The sequence below is a fragment of the Neolewinella sp. genome (assembly GCF_965214665.1).
Classification (GTDB): domain Bacteria; phylum Bacteroidota; class Bacteroidia; order Chitinophagales; family Saprospiraceae; genus Neolewinella.
Map to the genome: position 1 here is coordinate 3,569,767 of NZ_OZ243970.1, position 25,685 is coordinate 3,595,451.

Here is a 25,685-nt window from a genome sequence, read left to right on the forward strand (position 1 = left end):
GGGCGCCCCTTCCAGGGACGGTAGGGCATTAGTCCAGGAAGGGTAGAAGGTGGTCTAAGGAATTTAGTTTTTTGGTGTATAAGTGGTAGATCGCAGTAAAAAGTTATGCCGCAGTCATATACCCGAATTATCGTCCATACCACCTTTAGTACAAAGTATCGTAAGCCGTGGATACTTCCGCGGTGGGAGCAGGGCCTGTATCAGTTTTTGGATGCGCGGTTGCGGGCGGCGGGCTGTCGGGTGTATGGTATTGGCGGGGTGTTGGACCACGTGCATCTTTTGCATAGTCTGCCGACTACGAGGTCAATCGCTAAAGTGCTGGAGGCCATCAAGACGGAGAGCTCGCACTGGATGAAGAAGCAGGGCTGTAGCGTGTTTTACTGGCAGAATGGCTATGCGTCTTTTTCTGTCGATTACCGAAATATGGAAGGGATACAGCGGTATGTCGAGCGGCAGAAGCTGCACCACTATGGAAGTATGGAGGGCTACGCTGAGGTGGTGAAGCTGAGCTTCGAGCAGGAGTTTCGGCGGTTGCTGGACGCGTATGGGGTGGAGTATGAGGAGCGGTGGTTGTTTGAGACCGACCCGGCGGAGGCGGCTGGAAACCTTGAATAAGCTCGAGTAGGCCTTGCAGCCTACTCGAGGGAGGGTTCCCCTTCCAGGGAAACGGGGCCTGTGACACGTCCCTGGAAGGGGCGCCCTACTTCGCGGGGTCTGTAGCACGCCGCTGGCGCGCAAGGACTCCGCGATCGCTGCAACGCGCCACGTCCCCAGCACCTGCGTCCCCGCCCAAATCCCTACCTTCCTCCCACCATGCAGCTCCCCCCCACACCCCAAAAGATCATCGTCACCGGTGCCCATCCCGGCGACCCCGAGGCCGGGGCGGGTGGTCTGGTCGCCCTACTTGCCCGGGCCGGTCACGAGGTAGTATTCAGCTACCTGACGCGGGGCGAGGCCGGCATTCCGGGGAAGACGCAAGAGGAGGCGGCGGCGATCCGTACGACGGAGGCAGGCGTGTCAAGTGAAATGTTGGGGGCACGCACTCACTACTTCGGGCAGGTCGACGGCGGTACCTTCACCGACAATGCGCAGTACGCTAAGATGCTGGCCTTCCTGGAGGAAGAGCGGCCCGACCTGCTGCTCACCCACTGGCCCATGGACACCCATCTCGATCACCGCGCCTGCGCCGCCCTGGTACATGACGCCTGGAACTATATGGGCCAAAAACCCGCCCTGTATTATTACGAGGTAGCCCCCGGGGCGCAGACGCAGAACTTCATCCCTACGGACTACGCCGACATCACCCCTGTGGTAGAACTAAAGCGGCGCGCCTGCTACGCGCACGCCAGTCAGAACATGGAGCGGCTCTACCCCACCGATCACGCCCTGATGGAAGAATTTCGGGGCATGGAATACGGCTGTGCCTACGCCGAGGCTTACCAGCGGCATACGCGTAATCCGCAACGCTTCGTATAACCCCGCCCCGCCATGCCCCTCACCAGACGACAAGCCCTCGCGCGTACCGGATTCGCTCTCGGAGCCAGTGTATTCGGCCTCTCGCTTACGGCTGCCCACCGGCCCGACGAGCCGCTACGGGTGGTGGTCACCGGAGCCCACCCCGACGATCCGGAGTCGGGGTGTGGGGGGCTCATCGCCCGGCTTACCGCGGCCGGCCACCGGGTCACCATCGCCTACCTTACGCGCGGCGAGGCGGGGATACCGGGTACGGCGGCCGATGCCGCCGCGACCACCCGCAGTGAGGAGGCCCGTATGGCCTGCGAGCTACTGGGGGCCACGCCGCTCTTTCTCGGTCAGGTGGACGGGGCAACCTACACCAATCCCGCCGCCTACACCGCCGTAGCCGACCAACTGCGGGCCCTACGTCCCCAGCTCCTGCTCACCCACTGGCCCATCGACACCCACCGCGACCACCGCGCCTGCTCCATGCTCACCTACACCGCCTGGCTCGGCCTGGAGGAGCGGCCCGACCTGTACTTCTACGAGGTGGTCAGCGGTGGCCAGACCCAGAACTTTGCTCCCACGAACTACGTCGACATCAGCCCCGTACGCGAACTCAAACACGCGGCCTGCTTCGTGCACGTGAGCCAGCGGCTGGAAGAGATCTACGCGGAGAGTCACGGGCGGATGGAAGTGTACCGGGGCATGGAGAGCGGGCATGGGTATGCGGAGGCGTTTGTGCGGCACTGGTGGAATCCTGGGGGGTGGGAGGTGTTGTAAAAACTTTAACTACCGCATATGAATGCGTACTTGCATCTTTGTACTACACCTGCGGCCCTGCCCTTCACTACTACAGGGGTTGCGGTAAACTATGAAGCACATTCACCTTTTCCTCCTGCTACTCTCCTCACTTGTAGTGGGACAGTCAATTGACTACTCTGTTACCATTCTCGATCGCAATACCGATCCGATTTATTACCGGGGCTTACAGCAGGTTCTAGAGGCTCCGGACGGCGTATATCTCTACCACGGATTCGGGCTAAACTCGGAAGAGAGTACCGTGAGCTACTTCGATGGGGATAGCGTCCGGCAGCTCTACCAATCTGCCCAACCCATCGAGCTATTGGGAGCTACCGCACGGGGTGCCTTTGTACGGCAGCGGATACAGGACGAGCCTTTCGACCAACATATCCTGTTCGTAGCCCGTAACGGGGGAGCGGTAGATACGCTGACCAGTCGCACCCTACAACTGCCGCATACGTATCAACTGGGTGAGCAGTTACTGACCTTTTCTAATCTGGGAGTTATAGCGTACACCGAAAATGGTGAAGAGCAAATCTTACGCAATACCTACGATGACTGCATTTGCGGCGACTACGACCGCTTTTTCCGCTTCGGCGACCGCTTGGTGTACAATAACCGGACCGAGTACGTACTTACCGATGGTACCCTAGCAGGGACACGGACGGTTTTCAACGAAACGCAAAGTCCCAGGCAACTCATAGTCCATGATGGCAAACTGTACCACCCGACCTATGATAAGCTGGAGGTGTTTGACCCTGCCACCGGTCAGGTGACTGACCTAGCACGAGGGCTCCCCGGCATCGGGCAATTTACCGAGGTAAACGGGATCAAAGCCACTGACAATGGCCTGCTCATTACCGCTACCACGGAGGCCGAAGGGCGGGAACTGTTCATTACCGACGGCACCCAGGCGGGTACTCGTGCTTTGAAGCCGCTCCGGAGTGGGCCTGTAGATGGTGTAGTTACTAGTTATCCAGGAGACCGTTATGGCTCCGGGTCGTTTTTAGTATTTCAGTACAATGGCGTAGAGACCACTCAGCTTTGGGTATCGGATGGAACGGACGGGGGGACTTTTATGATAATTGATGGAGCAACCTACGATCTGAGTCAGGGACAGAACCTCCGTATACAGATGCTTCAGGACAGTACGCTCCAGGTCATTGTCGACCGCAGTGCTGCAACAGGTGCAGCCGTTCTGAACGTGGATCCACGGAACAAGGAACAACCGACCGTACTGGTAGGTACCCTGTCTTATTCGCCTTCCCAGGTACCCCTTTATACCCTCAACAACAGGTTGCTAATCGGAGGGAGTTACTACAGCGATACGCTGCTCTCCTTCGGCACCCGGGCTGGGGACGTAGAAGAAATACTGACGTTCGGATTTAGTCTCGACGCCCTAGGTGCAATCGATGATATTCTCTATCTCCTACTACCGGAAGGCAACGAAGGACTGGGCATCTACGCGACCCAGGGTCGGGCAGGGGACTTACGCCTTATCAACAGGGTGGTAGCTGACGATCCCTCCGCCGCACGCGTATTCGGTATTGGTGAACAAGCATATGCCTACGCCTTCGACCCCGAACTGGGAGATGCGATTTACCGCATCGAAAACGACCTGTCCACTACCCTGGTCAGCGATCTATACCGCAACAATGCGGGGAATGAGATCACGAACCTCTTCGCCCTAGGTAGCGACGTAGTGTGGACCAGGCGGGACGAGCAACGGGGTTTTGTATCTTATTTTTCGAATGGGCAACTAGCCGAGACCTACCAAATTTCCTTGGACCCCTATGCAAATTTGCTAGGAGAAATTACGGGGCGGTACTACTTCGCGGTAGAGCAAAGCGGTGGGGGATATGCCGTAAGCGAAGTGAGCGGTAGCGATGGATCAGTCCGCGATCTACCTAACGAGCTATTTACCGGAGCCATCAGCGATCTTCTGTTACTACAGAATGGCATCTACTTTATCCGAGTAGTCAGTGTCACCTTCAACCAGCAAACTATTGAGCTGGTAGCGGTCGATCCAGTAGCGGGCACCTCAACGGCAGTACAGACCGATACCTACCCAGGGCAGCGCAATCAGGGACGGCAGTACCTGGCCACTGATGGACAACTAATTTACTTTACTACTGCCCAGGGAGCTGGATTTGGTCCCGCTACCTACGATCCAGCTACGGGAAGCATCACTGCACTCGGCGAGTTGGCTACGCGGAGCCCAATTGCCTACTACAGTCGCGGTAGCCGGGTAGCTATCAAATACAATAAAGAAACGTTTGGCGATGCCGTTCGGCTACTCTCCCCGACGGATGTCAGTGCTACCCTGCCAGATAACTTTATTTATAACACCACTGCGGTAGGACTAGCAGGCGCCTGGGTGCAAGTAAGTGATGATGGCCGAGTATACGGAATAGACTACAGTAATGGCTCGGCTACTTTGCTAGAGCCCAACATAGCACCGGGCGATCAATTTGCCGTGACGGACTTCACTCAAGTTAGTACTACCGAAGCCCTCTACATCCGTAGAACGGGGGAAAATACCTCTACTCTCTGGCGCACCGACGGTACCCCCGCTGGCACCCGTACGGTACTGAACCTTCCTGGCGACTACCGGAGCGTACTCCCCTTCGGGGGTTACTATTTCGTATGGAATATGGAGGGTTTTCAACTGATAGACCTAGCTACCGAATCTCTTACGGAGGTACCTGTCCGCTTCCAGGGTCCAACTACGCCCGTAGTGGCGGGCAATCGGCTTCACTTCTCTGCCGTGGATCCAGTGCTGGGGGAGGAGCTCCATTACCTCACGCTTGAGGTTAACGACGGACCACCAACGGCCCTGAGGAACATACTAAGTATGCAGCTCCAGGTATATCCTAACCCGACCACTAGCTGGGCCACCCTCACCGGACCTGCTAATCAATTGCTACAGGTGAACCTTCTCGATCTCACCGGCCGGCTGCTACATCAATTCACGTTCAAGGGGCAAGCTTCTGTAGACCTATCAAAATATCCAGCAGGTAGCTATCTTTTACAGATATACGATATCAAAAGCAAAGCTTCTGGAGTCCGGCAACTGGTGAAGCAGTAGGGCGGGGCCGCGGGTGCAGGCTTTCCGGATGGTCGCCATGTCGGAAATCGCCATATAGTTCCAGAATTCCCCCGCCCATGCCCCCCCTCCACCCAGCCGCCCCCCATGACGCCCCCCGCATCGCCGCCCTCCACGCCCGCAGCTGGCAGGAGAACTACACCGCCGCCATGTCCGCGACCTACCTCCAGCAGGAGGCCCCCGCCGAACGCCTTGCCGTCTGGACCGAGCGCTTTGCCCACCCCGCCCCCGGGATGCGCGTGCTGCTGGCGGAAGATGACGATGGGGAGTTGCTCGGCTTCAGTTGCCTCTTTCTCGACCACCACTCTGAAGACGGCAGCCTACTTGATAACCTGCACGTGCGCGCCGACCAGCAGGGCACGGGACTGGGGAAGCGACTGATGCAGGCTACGGCGCGCCTCGTGCTCGCGGAGGCGCAAAACGATAAGCTCTACCTATGGGTACTGGACAGTAACACGCGTGCTAGAGCTGTTTACGAGCGCCTTGGCGGTAGAGTAGGGCGGTCGGAACAACATCACATGCCAGGGACGGGACCGGAGGGAGTGGCGGCTACGAGTATGCACTGGCGGGCGGGGGAGCTACTGGAATAGAGGCACCCTAAACCTTCCCCCCACCCCCACGGTTGCCCTTCCCATGCCCTCCCCCTCCCCCTGGCGCAATACCTTCTTTCTCCTGTTCGTCGGGGCGGCCTTCGTGTCGAATACGGGTACGTGGCTGTTCAACGTGGCGGCCGGCTGGCTGATGACCGACCTGGGGGGTAGCGCCCTAAGTGTAAGCCTGGTGCAAACGGCTAACCTGCTACCACTGGTGCTACTTGCCGTACCGGCCGGAACGCTCGGCGACCTGGGCGACCGCCGCCGCATCCTGCTCATCACCCAGTCGGCGCTCATCGCGGTGAATGCCGTGTTTGCCTACCTGGTGCAGGGGGAGCTGGCGACGGCGGAATGGCTACTGGTCTTTACCCTGCTTAACGGGATTGGGACAGCTCTCTCCGCGCCCCTTATCACAGCGGTCATCCCCCAGTTGGTCGCCCGCGACCGATTGAGTACGGCCATGTCCATCGGAGGTATCTCCTTTAACTCGGCACGGGCTATCGGACCGATCCTATGTGGCTGGCTCATCACGACCTACGGGATGTCGCTGCCCTTCTGGATCGATGCGGTCAGTTTTGTGGCGGTGGTGGCGGTGATCTTCTTCTGGTCCGACGATCGTCACCGCGACGGGAACATGCCCCCGCGGGTGTTCCAGTTCGCAATGGGCGATAGCCTGCGTTTTCTGCGGTACACCCCGGCGCTGTACAATAGTGTACTGCGGGCTATTCTGTTTTTCATGGGCGCGGGAGCACTGTGGGCCCTGCTACCGCTGGTGGCCAAGGAGCAACTCGGTGGTGATGCCAGCTTGTATGGCTACTTGGTGGGGGCCGTCGGCGTAGGGGCCGTGGTCAGCGGACTAGCCTATGACGAGGTGGCCGCCTGGATGGGAGGGAGCAACCGACTTACCGTGATCGTGAGTATACTATTCGGCGGCTGTCTGATCGGGCTAGCTCTGGCACCTGCCCCAGGCTGGGCGTATCCTGCCTGCGCCCTGGCCGGTGTCTGCTGGCAACTGGCCTTCACCTCGCTGATCTCCTCGGCGCAGTATGCCCTACCGAAATGGTTCGGGGTACGGGGCATGGCCTACTACTTCATGGCCATGGGACTGAGCCTAGCGCTGGGTAGTGCCCTGTGGGGCTGGCTAGCCGATGCGCTTTCCCTGGCGACGGCCCACTTCGTGGCCGCCGGCGTCTGCCTCGTGACGGCCTTCGTCGGCCGGCGCTTTCCCCTCGACCAGGCCAAGGGGGCCGATCTGGAGGCCTTTACGCAGTACCCCGAGCTGCACGTCCCGGCCGGCGAGGGCGAAGACCCCGGAGGCATGCTGCTGATCCGCAACCGCTACGAGATCGACCCCGAGCACGTCGGGGAATTACGAAAGCGGCTGCTCAAACTACGCAACAAGCGCTACCGCTCCGGCTCCCTCCGCTGGCACCTGTACCAACCATTGGAGGTAAATGGCACAGCTACCATCGTCGAGAGTTACGCCGAGATCAAATATACCGCCCTGCACCGCCACGACGAGCGTATTACGCAGGCTGATAATGAGGCGCTGGATGAGTTCAGTAAGTGGCTGGAGGCTGCGGGGGGGCAGTGTAGTCAGGAGGTGCTGGAGGAGGTCACGGGATAAGATCGTTCACAGCTAGCTCGCCCAGCAGCGGACTCGCGAGGGAGGTGCCTTTTGCATATAATTTTACCGAGGTATATCCTCCTGTCGTACTGTCCGGTTCCGTATACACTTCTATCCGGTTGTCGATCAGGTTAATGATCCAGTACTCGTGGATCCCCGCTTGACCATAAAGTCGAACTTTTGAGGTCTGGTCGCGTCCGAGTGTGGCATCAGCTACCTCCACCACCAATTGAATGTCTTCCGCCTCTGGCTTGCTATTGGCATAGCGGTGCGGGTGCAAAGTAGCCAGTACATAGTCTGGCTCGGGAACGCTATGCTCCAGTAAAAGCACCGGTTGCTCCTGCCGCCCCACGAAGCGGTCCCCAAACCGACGGATCATAAAGTAAGCTAATTCCTGTACACAAAAGCTGTGCCGGGTACCGATGGGCATCTGTTCCACAATTTTTCCGAAAAGCAATTCTACCCGGTCCTCATCCCCGAGTACACCCGCGGCGACCATCGCCTCGTACTGCGCCACCGTCCAGTCCGGCTGGTGGAGTAGCAGTTCTGCTTCGATGGGTATGGTATTTACCAGCGTCATGGTGGTAAAGATAAAGGTTAGTCGATTCTCGAGTAGGCCTAGCAGCCTACTCGAGGTAGGGTTCCCCTTCCAGGGAAACGCGTGGCACAGCTCGTCCCTGGAAGGGGCGCCCTACCACACCAGCAATCCCCCGCCCCTCATCTCACTCCCCCACCCAATAATCCCCCCACCCCAACGTTCTATACCCACGCCAATCATCCACGGTGATAAACCAGGTTTTTACCCGGCTTTATCCCCCACCGGCGCCCATTTGCCGACCCCACCACCATCCATCTATTGATGAAGCTTTACCTTCTAGCCCTTCCCCTCCTGCTGCCCTTCTTTGTCAGCGCGCAGACGATCCCCTACCAGCTCGATTTTCTCGACGTCAACCCCGACGACCCCGGGACCAAGATCCTCGAGCTCGCCCCCATCGGCAGCCGCATCTACTGGGCCACCGAGGGCGACGTGAACTACCTCTCCAACGGCTCGGCCGAGTCCACCCTCAGCTTTCAGGGCGGGATAGGACTGCGCGATGGCATCGAGCTACTCGGTAACGTTGGCGATACCTACTACTTCCATTACGCTACGGACGACGAGCGCTACAACATCGTCGTGGACGCCATCGTGCCGGTGCCCGAGCTGCTGGAGTTTCCGCTGCTGGAGGACCCAAAGTACCACCATACTACGCCGGTGCTCCTCAACGGCAGACTCTACGCAGTACGCTACCAGGACGTAGGAGAGCATGATCCCCAAATCGTGCAGCTCATTGCATCCGACCCCGCCACGGAGCAAAGTCAGATTGTGGTCTCCGATACCATCAACAACTCGGACTATCCGGATACCACCAACTTAGTTACCGACGGTAACCTAATATACTTCGCCTACGCCCACGGGAACAAGGTTGGTCCGGCTACCTACGATCCCGCGACGGGTGAGGTCAATGATCTCGGCGAACGCGAAGGTGAGCGCGCGCTGACCTTCGAGCGGGTAGATGAGTATACTATAGTCCGCCATAGCAGCTACTCCATCCACGACCTATACCCAACGCTGGAATTTGTTACACCGACTGCCATCGGCCCCGAACTACAGGCCAGCCTGGCAACCAATACCTCCGTTGCGTTGCCCTTTGCCCTCATCGGAATTGATACTAGCGGCGGCGTATTTGCCGTAAATTACAATACCGGCCAGGCAGAATACCTACAGTGGACCGGCGTAGATGACTACTCCGCTATCCCCATACCCCGGGTGGCCCGCATCGACGATAATGAAGCCCTCTTCTACCGCCGTACCGAACAAGGCAATTGGAAGATCGTCCTCACCGACGGAACTCGCGCCGGCACCCGCGACGCAGCTACCCTCCAAAAGGTGAGCACCCGCGGCCCCGCCCAGACGGTACGCTTAGGAAACTACCTGGCCCTCACCAGCGATCACCACCCGGTGTACCTCTTCGACCCCCGCAACGACGACCTGCAGGAAGTAGCCGCCGATTTCAACCTCGTAGGTCCCAACCCGCCCCTGGCCACCATCGGCAACCGCCTGTACTTCGCCGTCCGGGTCGACGGCCGCGGCGAACAGCTGCACTACCTTACCATCGACGATCAGCGTACCCTGCACGGCACCGCCTTTACGGATAAGAACGAAAACGGTACCCAGGACGCCGACGAGCCCGGCATCGCCAACCTGCTGGTCACCATCGAGGGCCCCGAAACGAAGGAATTCCTCACCACCGACGACGACGGCAACTACGCCCTGGCCGTGCTCGACGGCGAGACCTACACCGTCACCGCCCACCAGCCCGACTGCTACGCCCGCACCACTGCCGCGGACAGCTACACCATCACGGTACCCACCGACGACTACGAGGACATCGACTTCGGCTACGTCCTTGAAGACGGAGCGGCCGATCTGACCCTCTACTTCAACGCCGGGCGCGTGCGTTGCAACACCAAGGCCCCCTTCTGGATCACGGTGCGCAACGACGGCTGTCTGCCCCTGGCCGGCACCGCTACGGTCAGGCTACAGGACAACGTCAGCTTCGTCTCCGTGGCCCGCGACTCGGTCACCCTCACCGACAACACCATCACCTTCACCTTCGATACCCTCCAGCCCGGCGAGTCCTACCACAATTCCATGAAGCTGCAGCTGCCGAACGAAGACTTTGCCGGCGATACCATCCTCCTGGGCGGGGCCGCAGGTGCAAGCTTTGCTGGGGAGGCAACGGTCACCGATAGCGTCGATTACACCACCGTACTGCGCTGCGCCGTAGACCCCAACGACAAGTCCGTGCTCCCCTTCCGCCCCGACGACACTAACAGCAACTACACCCAGGCCGACGAGACGCTGCGCTACCGCATCCGCTTCGAGAATATGGGCAACGATACGGCCTTCGCGGTGCGCATCGAGGACCAGCTTTCGGAGCACCTGGACTGGACCACCCTGCTGCCCATTCACGCCAGTCACCCCTACGAGTTTACGCTGTCGGAAGATGGCCTACTGACCGTCGACTTCCCTGGTATCGAGCTGGTCGATAGCTCCGTATCGGCTACGGCGAGTCAGGGCTTCGTGGTCTTTGACATCGAGCCGAAGGAGGACCTGCCCGACTTCACCCGCATCGAGAATACGGCCGGTATCTTCTTCGACTTCAACCGCCCGGTGATCACCAATACGGTAGTCTCCACCATTGTAGAGGACCTGGATAAGGATGACGACGGGATGTACTTCTGGATTGACTGCGATGACAACGACGCCAGCGTATTCCCCGGTGCCAAGGAGATCGCCGACAACGACGTGGACGAAAACTGTGACGGCATCATGGAAAAGACCACCTCTACCACCACCACTGCGGTACTGGACGGTACCCTACAGGTCTATCCCAACCCCGCCGGCCGCTGGCTGCAACTGCGTTACTCGCGGTCGACTACGCTACGGGCCCGCCTGATTGACGCTACCGGCCGGCAACTGCTCAACACTCCCTTCACCGGAGAGCTTCAGCTGGCCGTGGGTACCTACCCCGCCGGCGTGTACCTGCTACGCGTGGAGGACCCCGCCACCGGTCAGACCGGACAGCACCGGATAGTTCTACGCGGCCGCTAGCCTACCTTAGGTGGTATGACTCGCTGCTACCTCCTATTCCTGTTAAGCCTCCTGCTACTGGGCTGCTCCGCCTCCGATGACGACGTCACCGGGGGCGGTGTGGTTTCCCCCACCGACCGGCCGCCCAACGTAGTGCTCATCGTAGCCGACGACCTGGGCTGGTTCGACCTGGCCAGCTACGGCAATGACTTCATCGAAACCCCTAACCTGGACCGCTTGGCTGCGGCCGGCATCCGCTTCACGAACGGCTATGCGGCCGCGGCGATTTGTAGCCCGTCGCGCGGCTCGCTGCTCACCGGGCTGACTCCCGTTGCGACCAACATCACCGAGCACATCCACGGCAACGGCCCCCCACGACCGGGGCAGCAGCTCCGTACCCCGCCCATTGCCCAGCAACTGGCCCTGAGTTTTCGCACCACGGGGGAGGTCTTTCGGGAGCGCGGCTACGGCACCGCCTACATCGGTAAGTGGCACCTGGGCGGCGGGGAGTTCCAGCCGGAGTTCCAGGGCTTCGACTATACCATCGGCTCCGGGGCCAACGGGTTGCCGCAGAGCTTCTTCTACCCCTTCTTCCCCCCCAATCAGCACCAGCGACTCAAGGACAGCGCTAAGCCCGGCGATTACCTCACGGACGTACTCACCGACCGCGCCCTCGACTACATCGACGCCCACAGGGACAGTAGTTTCTTCGTCAACCTCAACTACTACGCCCCCCACGTGCCCATCATGGGCAAGGAGGAGCTCATCGAAAAGTACCGCCAAAAGCGTGCCGCCAACCCCAACGACAGCTTTCCCGACATCGTCTACGCCGCCATGGTCGACGCCATCGACCAGAATGTCGGCCGCATCATGGACCGCCTCGAAGCGCTCGGCCTCACCAACAACACCCTCGTTGTGTTCACCTCCGACAATGGCGGCCTCAGTGTCGAGGAGGTCCCCGCCTTCGCCGCCCACACCCCACCGACCGACAACGGCCCCCTACGCGCCGGCAAGGGCTACCTCTACGAAGGTGGCACTCAGGTGCCCCTGATCGTGCGCTGGCCCGCCCGCATCTCCGCCGGCCAGGTGAGCGATACACCAGTGGTGGGTGAGGATATCTTCCCCGCTCTCCGGGACCCCACCGGCATGTCCCCTCTCTTCGGCGATGCCACCTCAGAGCGGCTATTGATCTGGCACTTTCCGCACTACAGCCCCCAGGGGGGTAAGCCGGCTAGCTCGCTGCGGCAGGGCAAGCTGAAGCTGGTGTACGACTACGAAACGGAGCGCTCCATGCTCTTCGACCTGGCTGCCGACCCGGGGGAGACCACGGACCTGAGTGGGGCGGAGCCGGAGAAGACGCGGGAGCTGGAGCAGTTGCTGAAGACTCGGTTGGCGGATATGGGTGCGCAGTTGCCTACCCCGTTGTAGCGCCTGCGGCGCAAATTTGTTGAACCACAGAGTACGCAGAGGGGCGCAGAGGTGCTTCCGCATGTGTGACGTGCCTCTGCGGTCCTCTGCGCCCTCTGTGGTCATTTTTATTATCACTCAGTGTCCACACTCCAAGTATCCGTCCACTCCAGCGGTAGAACCGATCCATCTTCTAGAAACTCCAAAGGCGCACTCCAGTACGGGTAGTCGTGCCCCTTCACGTTATCGGAGGCCGAGCCCCACAGGTCGCCCATCCAGATGTACTCAGTGCCCTCCGCGGTCGGTAGCTCCATCACGTAGGCCTGCTGGGCGGGAATGACCGGGGGTTGGGGGATGTTGTGGCCCGTCACGTAGACTTGGACTTCATCCTCCGCACCTGCGAACCCGGCACTTAGTTCGGTGGGATAGATGGCCAGGAAGGGGTAACCCGGGCGGGGCGTAAGCTTGATGCGGGTGCTGGTGACTGGGGTGAAACTCATGGTCAAGGTTTGCCGCAGGGCGGTACCATTTCGCTCTACTCTGAGGGAATCTACCTCCCGCCAGTGGTCGAAGTCCCAGTACGACACGGTGAACTCGGGCGTGCCGATCTCGGGGTGCACGCGGGGGTTACTGACATCGCCGCAGTTTTCGGGGCGGTTGCCGGTGAAGAGGCTGAGCGTCAGTTGATCCGTCTGCCGGGGACGCGGGTGCAGGGCAACGAGGCTCTGGGGCAGGGTATCGTTGGTGACCAGGGTCTCATAGCTCGTGCCGGTAGTCACGCCGTCGGTCAGGGCTAGGGCAGACCGGCCGGGGTAGCGGTTGATGTTGGTGGTGAGCGTGTAGCCCTCCGTGGGGTGGTCGGAGACGTATACCCGGGCCCCGGAGCCGTAGTTGCAGAAGCAGCAGGTGACGTCGGTAAGCAGGTAGTACTTGCCGTCGCGCTTGAACTGGGAGCCGGCCTCGCTGTGCTCGGCGATGATGCCGCCGTTTTCCTGAGTGGAGGAGAGGTAGTCGTCGCTCAATCGCTCGATGCTTACCTGGTGGTTCTGGATGGTGTTGTAGCTGATGTAGGCCGTGCTATCCGCGTCTACAAAGAGACCGAAGTCGCCCAGACCCACTTCGGAGCGGAACATCTGCACGTCGTCGTTCACGATCGTAAAGGGGCCGGTGGGGGTGGGGCTAGTGGCCACGCCGAACTGTCCGTCCCAGAGCTGGGGGTACCAGTTGTACCAGAGTACGTACTGCTCCGTGGCCGCATTGTAGATCACGTGGGGCCGGTAGTAGACGCCCTCGGGCTGGTTGGGAAGCAGACGGCCCTCCCTGGTCCAGCTTTGCATATCCGGCGAGCTATATACGACGTAATGGTTGGCGGTGGTAAAGCCGTTGGTGGTGGCGTAGCTGGTGCCGTACCAGTAGTAGGTGTCTTCAAAGCGGATGATGCGGCCGTCGTGGGCATCGACCGTGTCGCCCGCTACGGTGAGGCGGGGTAGGGTGTTGTCGATATGGAGCTGCTGGGCGGCGAGGGGGAAGGTGATTATAGCGATAATCAAGAGTAGAATGCGCATGATCGGGGAAGTCTGGTGCCTGACCAAGATACTACCACGCACTAAGGTCGAGTGGCCACCCGAACACCGCGTTTTTATCCCGGGTTAAAGAAAACCGACTTCTTTCTAACTACCCATAACATGCTTAAGACCCTAACCCTCCCCCTACTCTTCCTTCCCCCCCTCCTGCGCGCCCAGGGACCCGACGTAAAGTCCGCCAACGTAGAAGTGGTTGGCCACGTCGTAGAACCCCGCCAACTGCCGCCGGCCGCCGATGACCTCTCGGTCCTACGGCTGCCGGAAGGCTTCACGGTAAACGTCTTCGCCCGTGAGCTGGAGAATCCCCGCATGCTGGCCGTAGCGGAGGACGGCACCGTCTACGTCACCCGCCGCAAACTCGGCGACGTCATGCTGCTGCGCGACACCGATGGCGACGGCACTGCCGACGAACAGCGCGTCGTAGCCAACCGACCCGGCATGCACGGCATCGCCATCACGGGCGATACTATGTACCTGACCACGGTCAAGGACCTGTACATGACTACGATCAAGTCGGACGGCAGCCTGGACACCCTCACCCTACTGCTCGACGACCTACCCGACGGCGGCCAGCACCCCAACCGCATGGTCGTGGTCGGCCCCGATAAGCACCTCTACCTCACAGCCGGCTCCACCTGCAACGCCTGCGCCGAGCCCAACCCCGAAAACGCCACCATGCTCCGCATCGCCCCCGATGGCAGTAGCCGCAGCATCTACGCCTCCGGCCTGCGCAATACCATCGGCTACGGCTTCGCGCCCGGCAGCGGCAAACTCTACGGCATGGACCACGGCATAGACTGGCTGGGCGACAACGAACAGCACGAGGAGCTCAACCAGATCGTGAAAGGCAACGCCTACGGCTGGCCCTACATCTACGCCGACGGCAAGTACAACCCGGCCGACTACCCCCCCGACGGCATTACCATGGAGGACTGGAAGGCCCAGAGCGCCGAGGCCATCGGCCTGTACATCCCCCACGCCGCGCCCATGCAGCTCGCGTACTACCGGGGCAGCAGCTTTCCCGCCGACTACCGGGGGGATGCCTACATCGCCATGCGCGGCAGCTGGAACCGTCAGCCCCCCTCCGGCTACGAGGTAGTGCGTATCCACTTTGAAAACGGTGAGCCCGTCTCCTTCGAACCCTTCGTACAGGGCTTCGTGACTCAGGAGGGCGACGAGTGGGGCCACCGCGGCCGTCTCTGTGGGTTGGCCGAGACTACCGATGGCTCCCTACTCTTCACTGACGATACCAACGGCGTGATCTACCGGGTCAGCTACGCGGAAGGGGGCGGAGTCCCGATAGCTATCGGGAGTGCAAACAACCCCGGCAAACCGACTAATGAAGATGGAGCCGACGTCCGCATGACCGGCATCGCCCCGCCCACCGAGGCCGCCGACACGCCGGACTCGCTGGCTATGCAACTCACTGAAGCTTCCACGAAGCTCAGTGTAAGCAGCAGTGCCTTTGCTAATGAGTCTACCATCCCCAACCGCTACGCCGCGGAGCAGGAAAATATCTCACCCCCGCTAGCCTGGAGCGGCGCACCGGAGGGCACGCAAAGCTTCGTCGTACTGATGGAGGACCCGGCCGTGCCGATGCATCCTCCCTTCCTCCACTGGTCGCTCTACAATGTACCGGCCGATAAAACGGAGCTAGCCGAGGCTACTCCCGGCGGGCCTACCGTGCCAGGCATCGAGGGTGCGCTACAGGGCCCGAATGATTATGGATCGCTGGGCTACTACGGCCCCCGACCCCCCAAGGGTGACCCCGCTCATCCCTATCACTTCCAGGTCTTTGCGTTAGACACGGAGCTGGAATTGCCCTTCGGAGCCAGCCGAGCGGAACTCCTGGAGGCGATGCGGGGCCACGTACTGGCTAGCGGTGAGGTGATCGGAACGTACCGGCGGTAGACTCTTAGTACGTCGTGGGGATTATTGCCGCTTCAGGTAGATTACCCGGTCGTGCCCTGCCTGTGGTGGCTTAGTTAGGTGGATCCCTTCCGGCCCGACTGTAATTGCTTCTTCCTGGGATGATCCGGTCGCCGGATTGAAGCGCAACAGGCTGTAATCTCCCGGTTCTACCGTGGCTTGGAAAGCGCTACCGGTTGCATCATAAAAGAGATAATGCCGCCCGGCTTCGGCTAGTAGGTACACGCGCTCGGCGTCGTCTACCAGGTCATTGCTCGGTTGCATGCGCCGGTAGGGTAGCCCCAGAGTGGTGAAAAAGTCAATCAGGTGCTTGATGTCTTCATACTCGGGGGCCGGGTGCCAATTAGCCGAGAAATAGGGGTTACCGTCGGGGTAGGCGTTCTTATCGCCAGCACTACCGTAGCCGCCGGCTAGGTAGATGCCCCAAATGATGTTGCGGTGCCGCTCCCGAGTCAGCCGCGGCCAGCTTTCCTTGTCGTCGCGATTGGTGGCGGCGGCGCGGTCCCGGGGCTCCCCGATGTACCCGTACTCATCGTTCACCACCGGCAGCTCGTGCCCCCGGTTATACAGGATACCGGCATTACCCCAGGCGTCTCCCTCCCGGTAGGCGGGTTGGGTCTCGGTGGTGAGGTCCCACTCGTCGGCAACGGTGCCCTGACCCGTCCGTACTCCCACCTGCAGGATGATGTGGCTCGGCCAGGCGTAGTTCAGGAATTGCCAGTCGATGCGCGTTTGCTGGTGAATGGATAGCAGCCGGGGACCTTGGCCTGAGTCGGCTTGCCAGGGGTCCTCCTCGCGCAGCAGCTCGCCCATGCGGTTCCAGTAGGGCTTTTCGATGCCGATGCGGGTGCGGTAGTTCCACTCGTTGACTAGCGTCCAGAGTACGTGGGGGTAGGCGGCGTAGCGTGCGATGACGTAGCGTAGGTACTGCTCGTCCTCCTCCACGGTTGGCGCGTAGTAGGTTCGGTGAATGCCGAAGGGCATTAGGTCCACCTTCACACCCCGTTCGGCTGCGTAGGCGATTACCTCATCCAGTTTGCGCCAGTAGTCGATGTTGAGGCGATTGGCGTTCACGCTGTCCGCACCGACTGTGACGAAGCCGTCGACGAAGGGATAGTACGACTTCTCGCTGTGCATCGGATGGACGTTCATCCGCACCTTGTTGATACCGTAATGCCGCGCGCTGTCAATCGCTGCTTGCCAGCGGTCGCCGGCCATGGCGTTGAGCATCAGATCGTAGTAGGTAGTGCCGAACATGAAGTAGGGCGACCCGTCGTCGTGCACGAAGTGGTAGGGGTGGGCGGAGTCACGCCGTACGAAGCCTGGTTCGTCACCGGGGTCCACCAGTATTTCGCCTTGCCCCGTCAGCCCGGCATCCTGCTGGTTATTTTCGATCTGATAGTGCCATCGCCCGGGCGCGGGGGGGGTAAAGCGCAAGCGGTAGGTCCGCCCACCGTCCCAGAACCCCCGCAGAGAAAGCCGCTGTCCTTCCGGTCCGGTAAAGATGACGCTGACCTCTACTTCTCGGTAGGGGTTATCGTAGGCGGTATCGGCACTCAGGCTCACTTCCGTGACATCCCACTGTTTGGGAATGCCGGACTGGCCGGCAACCTGCCAGCAGCAAATGAGCGGAGCGAACAAAGCAAATAGGGTAATGGCACCATCGGAGCGCCCCGTAAGCTTGTGGTAGAGTAAGTTTTGCATAGCGGAGGTCAACTCCCTAAAGGTAAAGATTACGGGGGGAGCTAGGCAGCAGGTAAAATCGACAACCGCGCAGTTGGGGCGCAGGACAATGCTGCTGGTCGTTGCAACGGCTACAAAAATTCACTGCACCCGCGGCCCCGCTCCAACCTCCGACCACGAACGGGAGTTAGCAAGAAGAAATGCCATGGCCAAAGATCACGGACCCACCATCAAGGACGACGACAAGTACGAGGCCCTACGCGACGAGGGTATGAGCAAGCAGAAGGCCGCCCGCATCGCCAATACGCCGGATGCCGGCAAGAAGGGCGGTAAGGCCAGCAACTACGAGGACCGCACCAAGCAGGAGCTTTACGATGAGGCCAAGCAGATCGGTATCGAAGGGCGTTCGAAGATGAGCAAGTCAGAATTGATCGAGGCCCTGCGGAATAATTAGCGTACCCCGCGGCGAGGGCTTGCTCCGTGATGGATTCGTGGGGCTGCATCTTGCTCTCCCCGATCAGCCGTTTGATGTTTTTGTAGGCATTGACGGGAGGTAGTAGTCATTCGCCCGTTTTGCCCTGCGCCTGCTGCTCTGCCCCGGCTACGACGGCTCCCCACATGCGGCCGGCTTTTTCGGAGAGATTTTCCTGGTGGATGACCAAGCCGGGGTCGATGAGGAGTTCCGGGACGCTCTCGCCGGCCAGGCGACGGGCGATGGCATCTACGGCCTGCTCGCACTCGTAGAAAACATCCTGCACGCCGTCGGCATCGAGGTAGCCGTCTACTAGCATCTGGTAGGCCGTAGCGTCCCCGTCAAAGCCGGCAAGTAGTATATGGCGGGGGTGGCCGACGGGGTGGTAGCGGTCCTTGTTACGCAGGGCGGAGACGACGGAGGGAAAGAGGAAGTCAGAAGAACTGAAAATGAAATTAATGTCAGGGTGGGCCTGGAGCGCGTTAGTCACCCCGGCTAGGGCCTTTTCCTGATTCCATTCGGTAGGCACCTCGGCGACTAGCTCGATCAGTTCGGGATAGTCGGCGATGGCGGCATTGAAGCCCTCGCGCCGGCGCACGGCGTTGACATCACCGAGGTCGCCGATCAGGATCATCGCCCTGCGGGGGGTGCCGGTCGCGCGGGCTAACTCACAGAGATGACGGACGGTCTGCCGGGTGATCTCGAAGTTGTCGGCTACGACCGTTACGTACTTTCCCGAATTACTCGCCGGCAGGCGGTTGTAGATCACGATGGGGACACCAGCGCGGTTGGCGGCCTTGATGATGGGGATGACGGTGTTGCCGTCCTTGGGAGCGATGACGATGCCATCCACGCCCCGGGCGATGAAGTTGTTGACCTGTTCGAACTGCCGGTTGGCGTCACCATTAGCCACGGCCTCCACGTACCCGAAGCCGCGATCGTCACAGGCGGCGCGTAGGGCGTCGAGGCTGCTGACCCAGTACTCCGTCTGTAGGGTCTCGAAGGAGATACCGATGATGGGGCTGTCGTCGGCGGTGGTAGCGCAGCCGGCCCAGAGCAGCACGGAGAGGAAGGGGAGGGTGGAGAGGGGCTTCATACGCGGGCAAGTTTGCGGCGGTTTAGTGCGCGGCGGTGCCGGAGGCTGTCGAGCATCACAATCATGAAGATTACCGCTCCGGTGATGAGGGGGTATAGATAAGGATCCGCGTTGACGATGACCAGTCCGCTCTGTAAGGACTGAATGAGGAGCGCACCGATGAGGGTACCGGGAAACACACTGCCCCTGCCCCCGAACAGGCTAGCCCCGCCGAGCACGGCCGCGGCGATGGCTACGAATTCGTATTGATAGCCAAAGGTTGGCGACACAGCCCCGAGTTGAGAAAGTGCTACTAGCCCCCCCAGTGCCGCGCAGAACCCGCAGATCAGGTAGACCGCCAGTAGGATACGTTCGACCGGCAAGCCGGCCCGGCGGGCCTTCTCTATGTCGTTGCCCACCGCGTAAAGCTGCCGACCGAAAACGGTGCGGGAGAGGACAAGATGGGCGATGCCGACCACTAGCAATAGTACCCAAACCGGTAGGGGAAGGCCGAGCAGACGGGCGGAGCCAAGTAGGAGAAAATTCTCCGGTAGGTTGATGGCCCGCGTCTCGGAGAGGTGTAGGCCCAGCCCCCGGCCGGCGTAAAAGGTGGCCAAGGTGACGATGAAGGGGATGATCCTCACCCGGTAAATGCATACCGCGTTGACTAGCCCGAAAAGTAAGCCGACGCCCAAGATCGCTAGCGTGGCCACCCCGAGCGGTACCCCGGCGAGCACTAGCTTCGCCGATACCACACCGGCCAGAAACATGATGGAACCCACCGAAAGGTCGATGCCGGCGGTGAGCAGTACGAAAGTCATGCCTGTGGCCACGATGGCAAGCGGTGCGGCCTGCACCAGGATGTTGATGCCGTTCTCCATGCTTAGGAAACGGCCAGATAGCAGGCTAAATACCAGTACGATAAGGGCGAAGAAAATATAGGTCGAGTTGTCCAGCAGTCGTCCGGCAGTCATACAGGATCGGTTTGACGGTGGAGAGCGGCGGATAGAATGGCCTCCCGATCGAATTGCTTCCGGCTATATTCGGTGGTGAGCCTACCGGCGCTCATGACTAAGATGCGGTCGCACATGCCTAGTAGCTCCTCGATTTCGGAAGAGATCAGTAAGACGCTGGCACCGCGGGTGACCAACTCATTGATGAGGGTATAGATCTCATGTTTAGCCCCGATGTCGATGCCCCTGCTGGGCTCGTCGAGGATGAGCAGGGTCGGCTCGGTCATGAGCCAGCGGGCTAGGATGACCTTCTGCTGGTTGCCGCCACTGAGGGTGGCGACGGGCTGCTCGTTCAGGTTGTTATACTTGACGCGGGTCGCCGCGGCAAAGGTTGCCGCACGGTCGGCCAGCCGCTGCCGCCGAATAGGCCCCACGGGCGAATGGGCAAACTCCCGGTAGCTGGCCAGGGCGATGTTTTCCCGGATGTTGTGACTCGGAAGTATACCTTCCTCCCGACGGTCCTCCGTAAGGAAGCCCAGGCCGCGGTCGACCCAGTCCGCCGGGTGCACCGAAGTCAGCCACTCCCCCTGCCAGCCGATGGCCCCGCTGTCGAAGGCATCGAGGCCGTAGACCAGGCGGGCGGTTTCGGTGCGTCCGGCACCCACCAGGCCGTAGAAGCCGACAACTTCTCCCCGCCGCACCGAAAAACTCACCCCCTGGACCCGCTGCCCGGCCGTAAGCCCCTCTACCTCAAGCACGGTTTCGGTACCCACCCTGGTGTTTCGTGCCGGAAAGAAGCGGTCGAGTGACCGACCTACCATCTTGCGTACTAGTTCAGCCAGGTCGTAACCCTCCGTGCGCCGAATGGTGTGTACACCTACGCCATCACGAAGGACGAAGATCTGATCCGCCAGCTGGATGACGTCCTCTAGGTTGTGAGAGATGTAGATCATAGCAATCCCCTCCGCCCGGAGCCGGTCGATGAGGGTGAAGAGGGCCGTCACCTCGTGGCGGGTAAGGGAGGTAGTGGGCTCGTCAAAGATGATGATGCGTGGCTTGCTACTCAGAGCCTTGGCGATCTCCACCAATTGACGTTGGGCGGGGGTGAGGCGCTCCAGCGGCAAATCGGGAGAAACGTTCAGGCCGACCTCGGCCAGGAGCGCGGTAGCGCGCTGCCGTACCGCCGCGCGGTCGACCACCGACAGGCCCAGGAACGAGCGGGTGGGGAAGGACGGTAGCAGAAGGTTCTCGGCTACCGTCAGGTTGGGAAATAAGTTGAGCTCTTGGTGGATGAAAGCGATTCCGGCATCCAACGCGTCCCGGGGGGAGGTCGGGAGGTAGGGCTGACCGTCAAGAACCAGCCGGCCCTCCGTGGGGGGAAGCAGACCACCGACAATATTCATCAGGGTGGACTTCCCCGCCCCGTTTTCGCCGATCAGGGCCAGTAGCTCGCCACGCGGTAGCTCCAGGTCGATGCCCCTGAGCACCGTCACCTCGCCGAAGCGCTTACCAATGTCGTACAGGCGCAGAAGGCTCATCGTTGGGGGCTTAGGCGGCGTTCGCGGATTACGTAGAGCACGGCCGCCAGCAGGATCACCGCCCCCTTCACCATCATGATCAGGAAGTAGGAGAAGCCGATGAGGTTAAGGCTGTTGTCAAGAAGGACGATGAACAGCACCCCATAGATCGTCCAGAGAATCTTGCCCCGGCCGCCGAATAGCGAGGTGCCGCCGATGACCACCGCGCCGATCACGTCGAGCAGGATGTGCTGCCCCATGACCGGCGAGCCGGTTTCTAGCCGTGCGGTGTAAAGCACGGCTGCCAGCCCAGCACTAATGCCGCTGACTACGTAGGCGAAACGGATGGTCCGGTCCGCAGGCACTCCGGAGATGCGGGCAACCTGCGGATTCATCCCCACTGCACGGAGCCACCGGCCGAGCACCGTCCTATCGAGCAGATAGTAGGCCAGACCAACGAAGGTGCCCCCCAGCCACAGTGGCACCGGAATGCCGATGAAGTCGGCGTAGGGTAGATCGGTAAAGGAACTGGGTAGGTTGTAAATGTTCTGAGAGGAGGTCAGCCAGACCGCTAGGCCGCTGACGGTAATCAACGTAGTGAGGGTAACCATAAAGGGGGGCATGCCCAGAGCAGTTACCGACCAGCCGTTGGCCAGGCCGACCCCCAGGCCTATTACGAGCATCGACAGGATGCCCAGGCCAATCGCAGAGCCGGCTGCCAGCGCGAGTCCCGAGTTGGCGCTCATCAAATAGCCCCCCACAACGCTACTCAGGGCAATGATAGAGGTGATGCTCAGGTCGATGCCCGCCGTGAGCATGACGTAGGTCTGCCCTACGGCGACGATGAGCAGGGGGAGTAGGTTGAACAGTAGGTTCCAACTGTTGGCAATACTAAAGAAGCCGGGGGCCGACGCTGCCATCGCCACGTAGTACACGATGCAGAGCAGCAGGATCTGATGCTCCGGCCAGTTCACCCTCCGTAGTGAGCTAGTGGGCACCAGGCCTTGTTTTGGGTTGAGTAGGCTCAGTATCGATGGCCCGGCCGGTATCGGCCGAGCGGTAGGCGGCGTAAGTAAGGGCCAGGGTGCGCAGATTGTCCGCTCCGGTGGTTTCTACGACGTCGCCACTGCGCAGGCCCCGTAAAAATTGCTGGTGTAGGGGCACCATCGCGGATTGAGCGACGGCGTAAAGTGGATTCACCCAGTCGTAGGTAGGCAGCTCGATCCGTTCACGCCGCGTGGTGGCCCGGGTGGTGATCACGTATTCGAAATTTGGCAACAGGCGGATGGTGCCCGCTTCTCCTTCTACCTCCGCAAGGGTTTGCGGAAAGCACTCTAGGTCAGTCACGGTAGCGTAGGATAGCTCCACCGTGCATATCATGCCATTTTGCATCCGCAGCAGTATGCTGGCGACATCCTCCCCCCGGATGGTAGCATTGACCTGCTGGGTGACACAGTACACCCGCCGTGCCTCTCCGAAAAGGTAGCGGCAGACGTCCAGCAAGTGAACGCCCAAGTCGGCGAGCACGAAGCGCTCCAGTCGGGCAAGTTCGGGCTGGTTGTCGAATACCGGAAAGCGACTGTTGAAGTGCAAGTGGGCCCGGAAGGGGCGGCCGACCTCCCCCCCATCGATGAGCATTTTTAGGTGGCGGATCGGACGCTGCCAGCGAAAATTTTCGTGGACGTACAGCGCAACACCCCGCTCGCGACAACGAGCAACCGCGTCGGTGGCGGTGGCTTGGTCCGTCGCCAGTGGCTTCTGGCAGATCACCGGTAGCCCGCGCTCACTGGCCCCTAGGGTCAGCGCGGCGTGGGTACCGGGGTTGGTGATAATGTCTACGGCATCGACCCTCGCGTCCCGGAAAAGATCGTCCGCATCGGTATAGACGGCCGCGGCACCGAAGCGATCTGCCAGCGCCTGGGCCTTCTGCGCCTGGCGGTCGCAAAACACGAATTGCAGGGTGGGATCGGCCTCCCGCCATGCCGCCACCTGGTAGCCAGACCAGAACCCACACCCGATGACGCCTATAGTCATGGGGTGGTGATGGCGGCTATCTGCTCGTGGATATTGTCCATCTCAAAAATCTGCTCCCAGCCTTCCTTGAATAGGATGGACTCCGCCCGGTTGAGGGCCTTAACGGCCGCATCGGAAAACTGAATGGGCAATTCACCGAAGAGCACGGCCAGCTGAATGTTGATGTGGCCCAGGATGAAGTCCCGGGCGGCCTCCCGGGGCACGCCCTTAGCCACTACCAAATCCAGCCCGTCGCGGATCTTCTTGATGCAGGTCGAGGAGAGGGTTTCGGAAAAGCCCGGTTCTAGGATGGCCATCTGTTCCAGCGTCAGACGGTGGTTGCGGGTGACCGGCCCGAAGAGAACGCGGGTCAGGGCGTCGCCGACGGCAAAATCCGCGTCCGGACCGTGCATTAACGCAGAGACGACCGTTTGGTGGGCCAAAATGCCACCGTAGTAATCCCGCTGCGCCTCCTCCGTCGGCTCCCAGTTGAACACGGAGGGATGGGAGGGGTGGGAGATGTAGTAGGTCAAGTCGTCACGGTGGGGCAGGTGGCCGGCAAGTGGGGCGGCCGGGTCGAGCACGACTACCATGGCTCCCGCCTTCATCCGGGGAATAACCTCAGCGCTACCTCTGCGTAGCGCCATATCGGGGATGGCCAGCACGACAATGTCCGCTACGGGAATAGCTTCCTCGGCCGCGGCCAACCGAATGCCCTCGGCTTCTAATTCGGCCCGTCTTGCCGGATCGATCTCGAGAAAGTGGCAGTTGTAGTCGGAGTGGTTACGCAGGTTGGCGACGCAGCGCCGCCCCATCTTACCGCCGGCACCCAATAAGGCTAGATCATACTTCATCCGTTAGGCTTGGTTGGTGGAGTTGGTATAGGTCGTGTAGGCACCCGCGTAGAAAGGTAGCGCCCCGTTCGGCCCACGCTTGCTCCCGGGCGATAGATGCTACTATCGTATCCAAAGGTAGCGACCAGGTTTCGAGTATGGCGGATTGACACTTTCCATAGGGGGCTAGCTCTGCCAGTAACCACGCGATCGGGCACTGTCCATCCCCGGCAGCCCTGCCCTCGACGGTGAATCCCATCTGATGATCGAAGCGCCGTATACAGTAATCCTTTACGTGCAGGTTGACGGTATGGGGCGCGAGCAGCCGTGTGACCTCATAGATGCTTTCATTGGCACCCAGGGAGTTAGCTGTGTCCAGACAGATACCGACCATGGTGGAGTCGGTCGCCGCGATGATGTCCACAAGTTCCTGTGCCCGGAAGCGGTCGTGGTTCTCGATGGCCAGGCACACCCCGGCCCGGGTGAAGCCAGGCAGTACTGCGCGTAGGGTACCAATGATCTCATCGTGGCCGGGCGTGTAGCCCGGTCCGTCGATGACTACCCGCAGGAAGGGTGAGTTACAGTCCGTGGCCAGGGAAAGGTAGCGTAGAAGGCGATCTTCCGTCAGCCCCCGCATACCTAGCTCGATTTGAATGTTGCGGCTAGCGGCCTCCGTTAGTACGCTCTGCCACCGGTGCTCCGGCAGCGTGTGGACTGGTAAGTTGTCGGCAAGTTGTAGCCGAACGGCCCCTAAGGAGTCCGCTAGTTGTAGAAGTTCATCCGGACCAATTGAGGAGGGCAGCCCCTGACCGGCTACCCCCACTGCCCAGGGGAAGGTATAGCTGCCGATACCAAAGACGGGGACGGTACGGAGACAAGGTTGCAACGGGCAATTTGTTAGTGAGCTTGTAAGATCGACTTAACACGAACCAAGATACACAAAGATTGATTTTTTTGTGGTCAAACCCGCGGTGGGGCGGCGCTAATCCTACCCCCCCCTT

20 protein-coding genes are annotated in these 25,685 nt (G+C 60.6%); 10 read left to right on the forward strand and 10 right to left on the reverse strand.

Going from position 1 to position 25,685, the window contains the following annotated elements; translation table 11 throughout:
• Positions 1-105 precede the first annotated feature (105 nt).
• The 6 genes from ACOOHD_RS15320 to ACOOHD_RS15345 all read left to right on the forward strand — a co-directional run bounded on the left by ACOOHD_RS15320 (position 106) and on the right by ACOOHD_RS15345 (position 7,585).
• Positions 106-615 (forward strand): transposase, encoded by a 510-nt coding sequence (locus ACOOHD_RS15320; RefSeq protein ID WP_420458754.1) that lies wholly within the window; start codon positions 106-108, stop codon positions 613-615.
• Positions 616-813: 198 nt separating this feature from the next.
• Positions 814-1,476, forward strand: a complete 663-nt coding sequence (locus tag ACOOHD_RS15325) for a PIG-L deacetylase family protein (protein ID WP_420458755.1) — start codon at positions 814-816, stop codon at positions 1,474-1,476.
• A gap of 12 nt (positions 1,477-1,488) precedes the next feature.
• Positions 1,489-2,238, forward strand: coding sequence for a PIG-L deacetylase family protein (locus tag ACOOHD_RS15330; protein ID WP_420458756.1), 750 nt, complete (start codon positions 1,489-1,491; stop codon positions 2,236-2,238).
• A 91-nt stretch (positions 2,239-2,329) separates the two neighbouring features.
• On the forward strand, positions 2,330-5,347 hold the full coding sequence (locus ACOOHD_RS15335) for a T9SS type A sorting domain-containing protein (RefSeq protein ID WP_420458757.1): 3,018 nt from the start codon (positions 2,330-2,332) through the stop codon (positions 5,345-5,347).
• A gap of 77 nt (positions 5,348-5,424) precedes the next feature.
• Entirely contained in the window at positions 5,425-5,955 is a 531-nt protein-coding gene (locus ACOOHD_RS15340) for a GNAT family N-acetyltransferase (RefSeq protein WP_420458758.1), read from the forward strand.
• A 43-nt stretch (positions 5,956-5,998) separates the two neighbouring features.
• On the forward strand, positions 5,999-7,585 hold the full coding sequence (locus ACOOHD_RS15345) for an MFS transporter (RefSeq protein WP_420458759.1): 1,587 nt from the start codon (positions 5,999-6,001) through the stop codon (positions 7,583-7,585).
• On the opposite strand, the gene ACOOHD_RS15350 is transcribed toward ACOOHD_RS15345, so the two are convergent.
• Positions 7,575-8,165: a Uma2 family endonuclease gene (locus tag ACOOHD_RS15350; RefSeq protein ID WP_420458760.1), complete on the reverse strand. Its 591-nt coding sequence runs from the start codon at positions 8,163-8,165 to the stop codon at positions 7,575-7,577. The two genes, ACOOHD_RS15345 and ACOOHD_RS15350, sit on opposite strands and share 11 nt — an antisense overlap.
• A 279-nt stretch (positions 8,166-8,444) precedes the next feature.
• Between ACOOHD_RS15350 and ACOOHD_RS15355 the strand changes: the two genes are divergently transcribed.
• Together ACOOHD_RS15355 and ACOOHD_RS15360 are read left to right on the forward strand one after the other, a co-directional pair.
• Positions 8,445-11,240 (forward strand): DUF7619 domain-containing protein, encoded by a 2,796-nt coding sequence (locus tag ACOOHD_RS15355; protein ID WP_420458761.1) that lies wholly within the window; start codon positions 8,445-8,447, stop codon positions 11,238-11,240.
• Positions 11,241-11,255: 15 nt separating this feature from the next.
• On the forward strand, positions 11,256-12,647 hold the full coding sequence (locus ACOOHD_RS15360) for a sulfatase (RefSeq protein WP_420458762.1): 1,392 nt from the start codon (positions 11,256-11,258) through the stop codon (positions 12,645-12,647).
• A gap of 113 nt (positions 12,648-12,760) precedes the next feature.
• On the opposite strand, the gene ACOOHD_RS15365 is transcribed toward ACOOHD_RS15360, so the two are convergent.
• On the reverse strand, positions 12,761-14,191 hold the full coding sequence (locus ACOOHD_RS15365) for a family 43 glycosylhydrolase (RefSeq protein WP_420458763.1): 1,431 nt from the start codon (positions 14,189-14,191) through the stop codon (positions 12,761-12,763).
• A 120-nt stretch (positions 14,192-14,311) separates the two neighbouring features.
• On the opposite strand from ACOOHD_RS15365, the gene ACOOHD_RS15370 reads away from it, so the two are divergent.
• Positions 14,312-16,120 carry a YbhB/YbcL family Raf kinase inhibitor-like protein gene (locus tag ACOOHD_RS15370; protein ID WP_420458764.1) on the forward strand — a complete coding sequence of 603 codons (1,809 nt, stop codon included), beginning with the start codon at positions 14,312-14,314 and terminating at the stop codon, positions 16,118-16,120.
• 21 nt (positions 16,121-16,141) lie between these two features.
• On the opposite strand, the gene ACOOHD_RS15375 is transcribed toward ACOOHD_RS15370, so the two are convergent.
• Positions 16,142-17,842, reverse strand: coding sequence for a DUF5060 domain-containing protein (locus ACOOHD_RS15375; protein ID WP_420458765.1), 1,701 nt, complete (start codon positions 17,840-17,842; stop codon positions 16,142-16,144).
• Positions 17,843-18,026: 184 nt separating this feature from the next.
• Between ACOOHD_RS15375 and ACOOHD_RS15380 the strand changes: the two genes are divergently transcribed.
• Positions 18,027-18,275 (forward strand): DUF7218 family protein, encoded by a 249-nt coding sequence (locus tag ACOOHD_RS15380; protein WP_420458766.1) that lies wholly within the window; start codon positions 18,027-18,029, stop codon positions 18,273-18,275.
• Positions 18,276-18,381: 106 nt separating this feature from the next.
• Here the strand turns inward: ACOOHD_RS15380 and ACOOHD_RS15385 are convergent, their stop codons facing one another.
• The 7 genes from ACOOHD_RS15385 to ACOOHD_RS15415 are packed head-to-tail and all read right to left on the reverse strand — an operon-like array spanning position 18,382 to position 25,570.
• The gene (locus tag ACOOHD_RS15385) at positions 18,382-19,389 is read right to left on the reverse strand and encodes a sugar ABC transporter substrate-binding protein (RefSeq protein ID WP_420458767.1); all 1,008 of its coding nucleotides are present in this window, start codon (positions 19,387-19,389) and stop codon (positions 18,382-18,384) included.
• Positions 19,386-20,342, reverse strand: a complete 957-nt coding sequence (locus tag ACOOHD_RS15390; protein WP_420458768.1) for an ABC transporter permease — start codon at positions 20,340-20,342, stop codon at positions 19,386-19,388. The genes ACOOHD_RS15385 and ACOOHD_RS15390 overlap by 4 nt, the downstream gene beginning before the upstream one ends.
• Positions 20,339-21,859: a sugar ABC transporter ATP-binding protein gene (locus ACOOHD_RS15395; protein ID WP_420458769.1), complete on the reverse strand. Its 1,521-nt coding sequence runs from the start codon at positions 21,857-21,859 to the stop codon at positions 20,339-20,341. Before ACOOHD_RS15395 ends, ACOOHD_RS15390 begins: the two co-directional genes overlap by 4 nt.
• The gene (locus ACOOHD_RS15400; protein WP_420458770.1) at positions 21,856-22,836 is read right to left on the reverse strand and encodes an ABC transporter permease; all 981 of its coding nucleotides are present in this window, start codon (positions 22,834-22,836) and stop codon (positions 21,856-21,858) included. The genes ACOOHD_RS15395 and ACOOHD_RS15400 overlap by 4 nt, the downstream gene beginning before the upstream one ends.
• Entirely contained in the window at positions 22,826-23,872 is a 1,047-nt protein-coding gene (locus ACOOHD_RS15405; protein ID WP_420458771.1) for a Gfo/Idh/MocA family protein, read from the reverse strand. The genes ACOOHD_RS15400 and ACOOHD_RS15405 overlap by 11 nt, the downstream gene beginning before the upstream one ends.
• The gene (locus ACOOHD_RS15410) at positions 23,869-24,705 is read right to left on the reverse strand and encodes a phosphogluconate dehydrogenase C-terminal domain-containing protein (RefSeq protein ID WP_420458772.1); all 837 of its coding nucleotides are present in this window, start codon (positions 24,703-24,705) and stop codon (positions 23,869-23,871) included. Before ACOOHD_RS15410 ends, ACOOHD_RS15405 begins: the two co-directional genes overlap by 4 nt.
• Complete coding sequence (locus ACOOHD_RS15415; RefSeq protein WP_420458773.1) at positions 24,695-25,570, reverse strand: sugar phosphate isomerase/epimerase family protein; 876 nt, start codon at positions 25,568-25,570, stop codon at positions 24,695-24,697. Before ACOOHD_RS15415 ends, ACOOHD_RS15410 begins: the two co-directional genes overlap by 11 nt.
• Between the last annotated feature and the right edge of the window lie 115 nt (positions 25,571-25,685).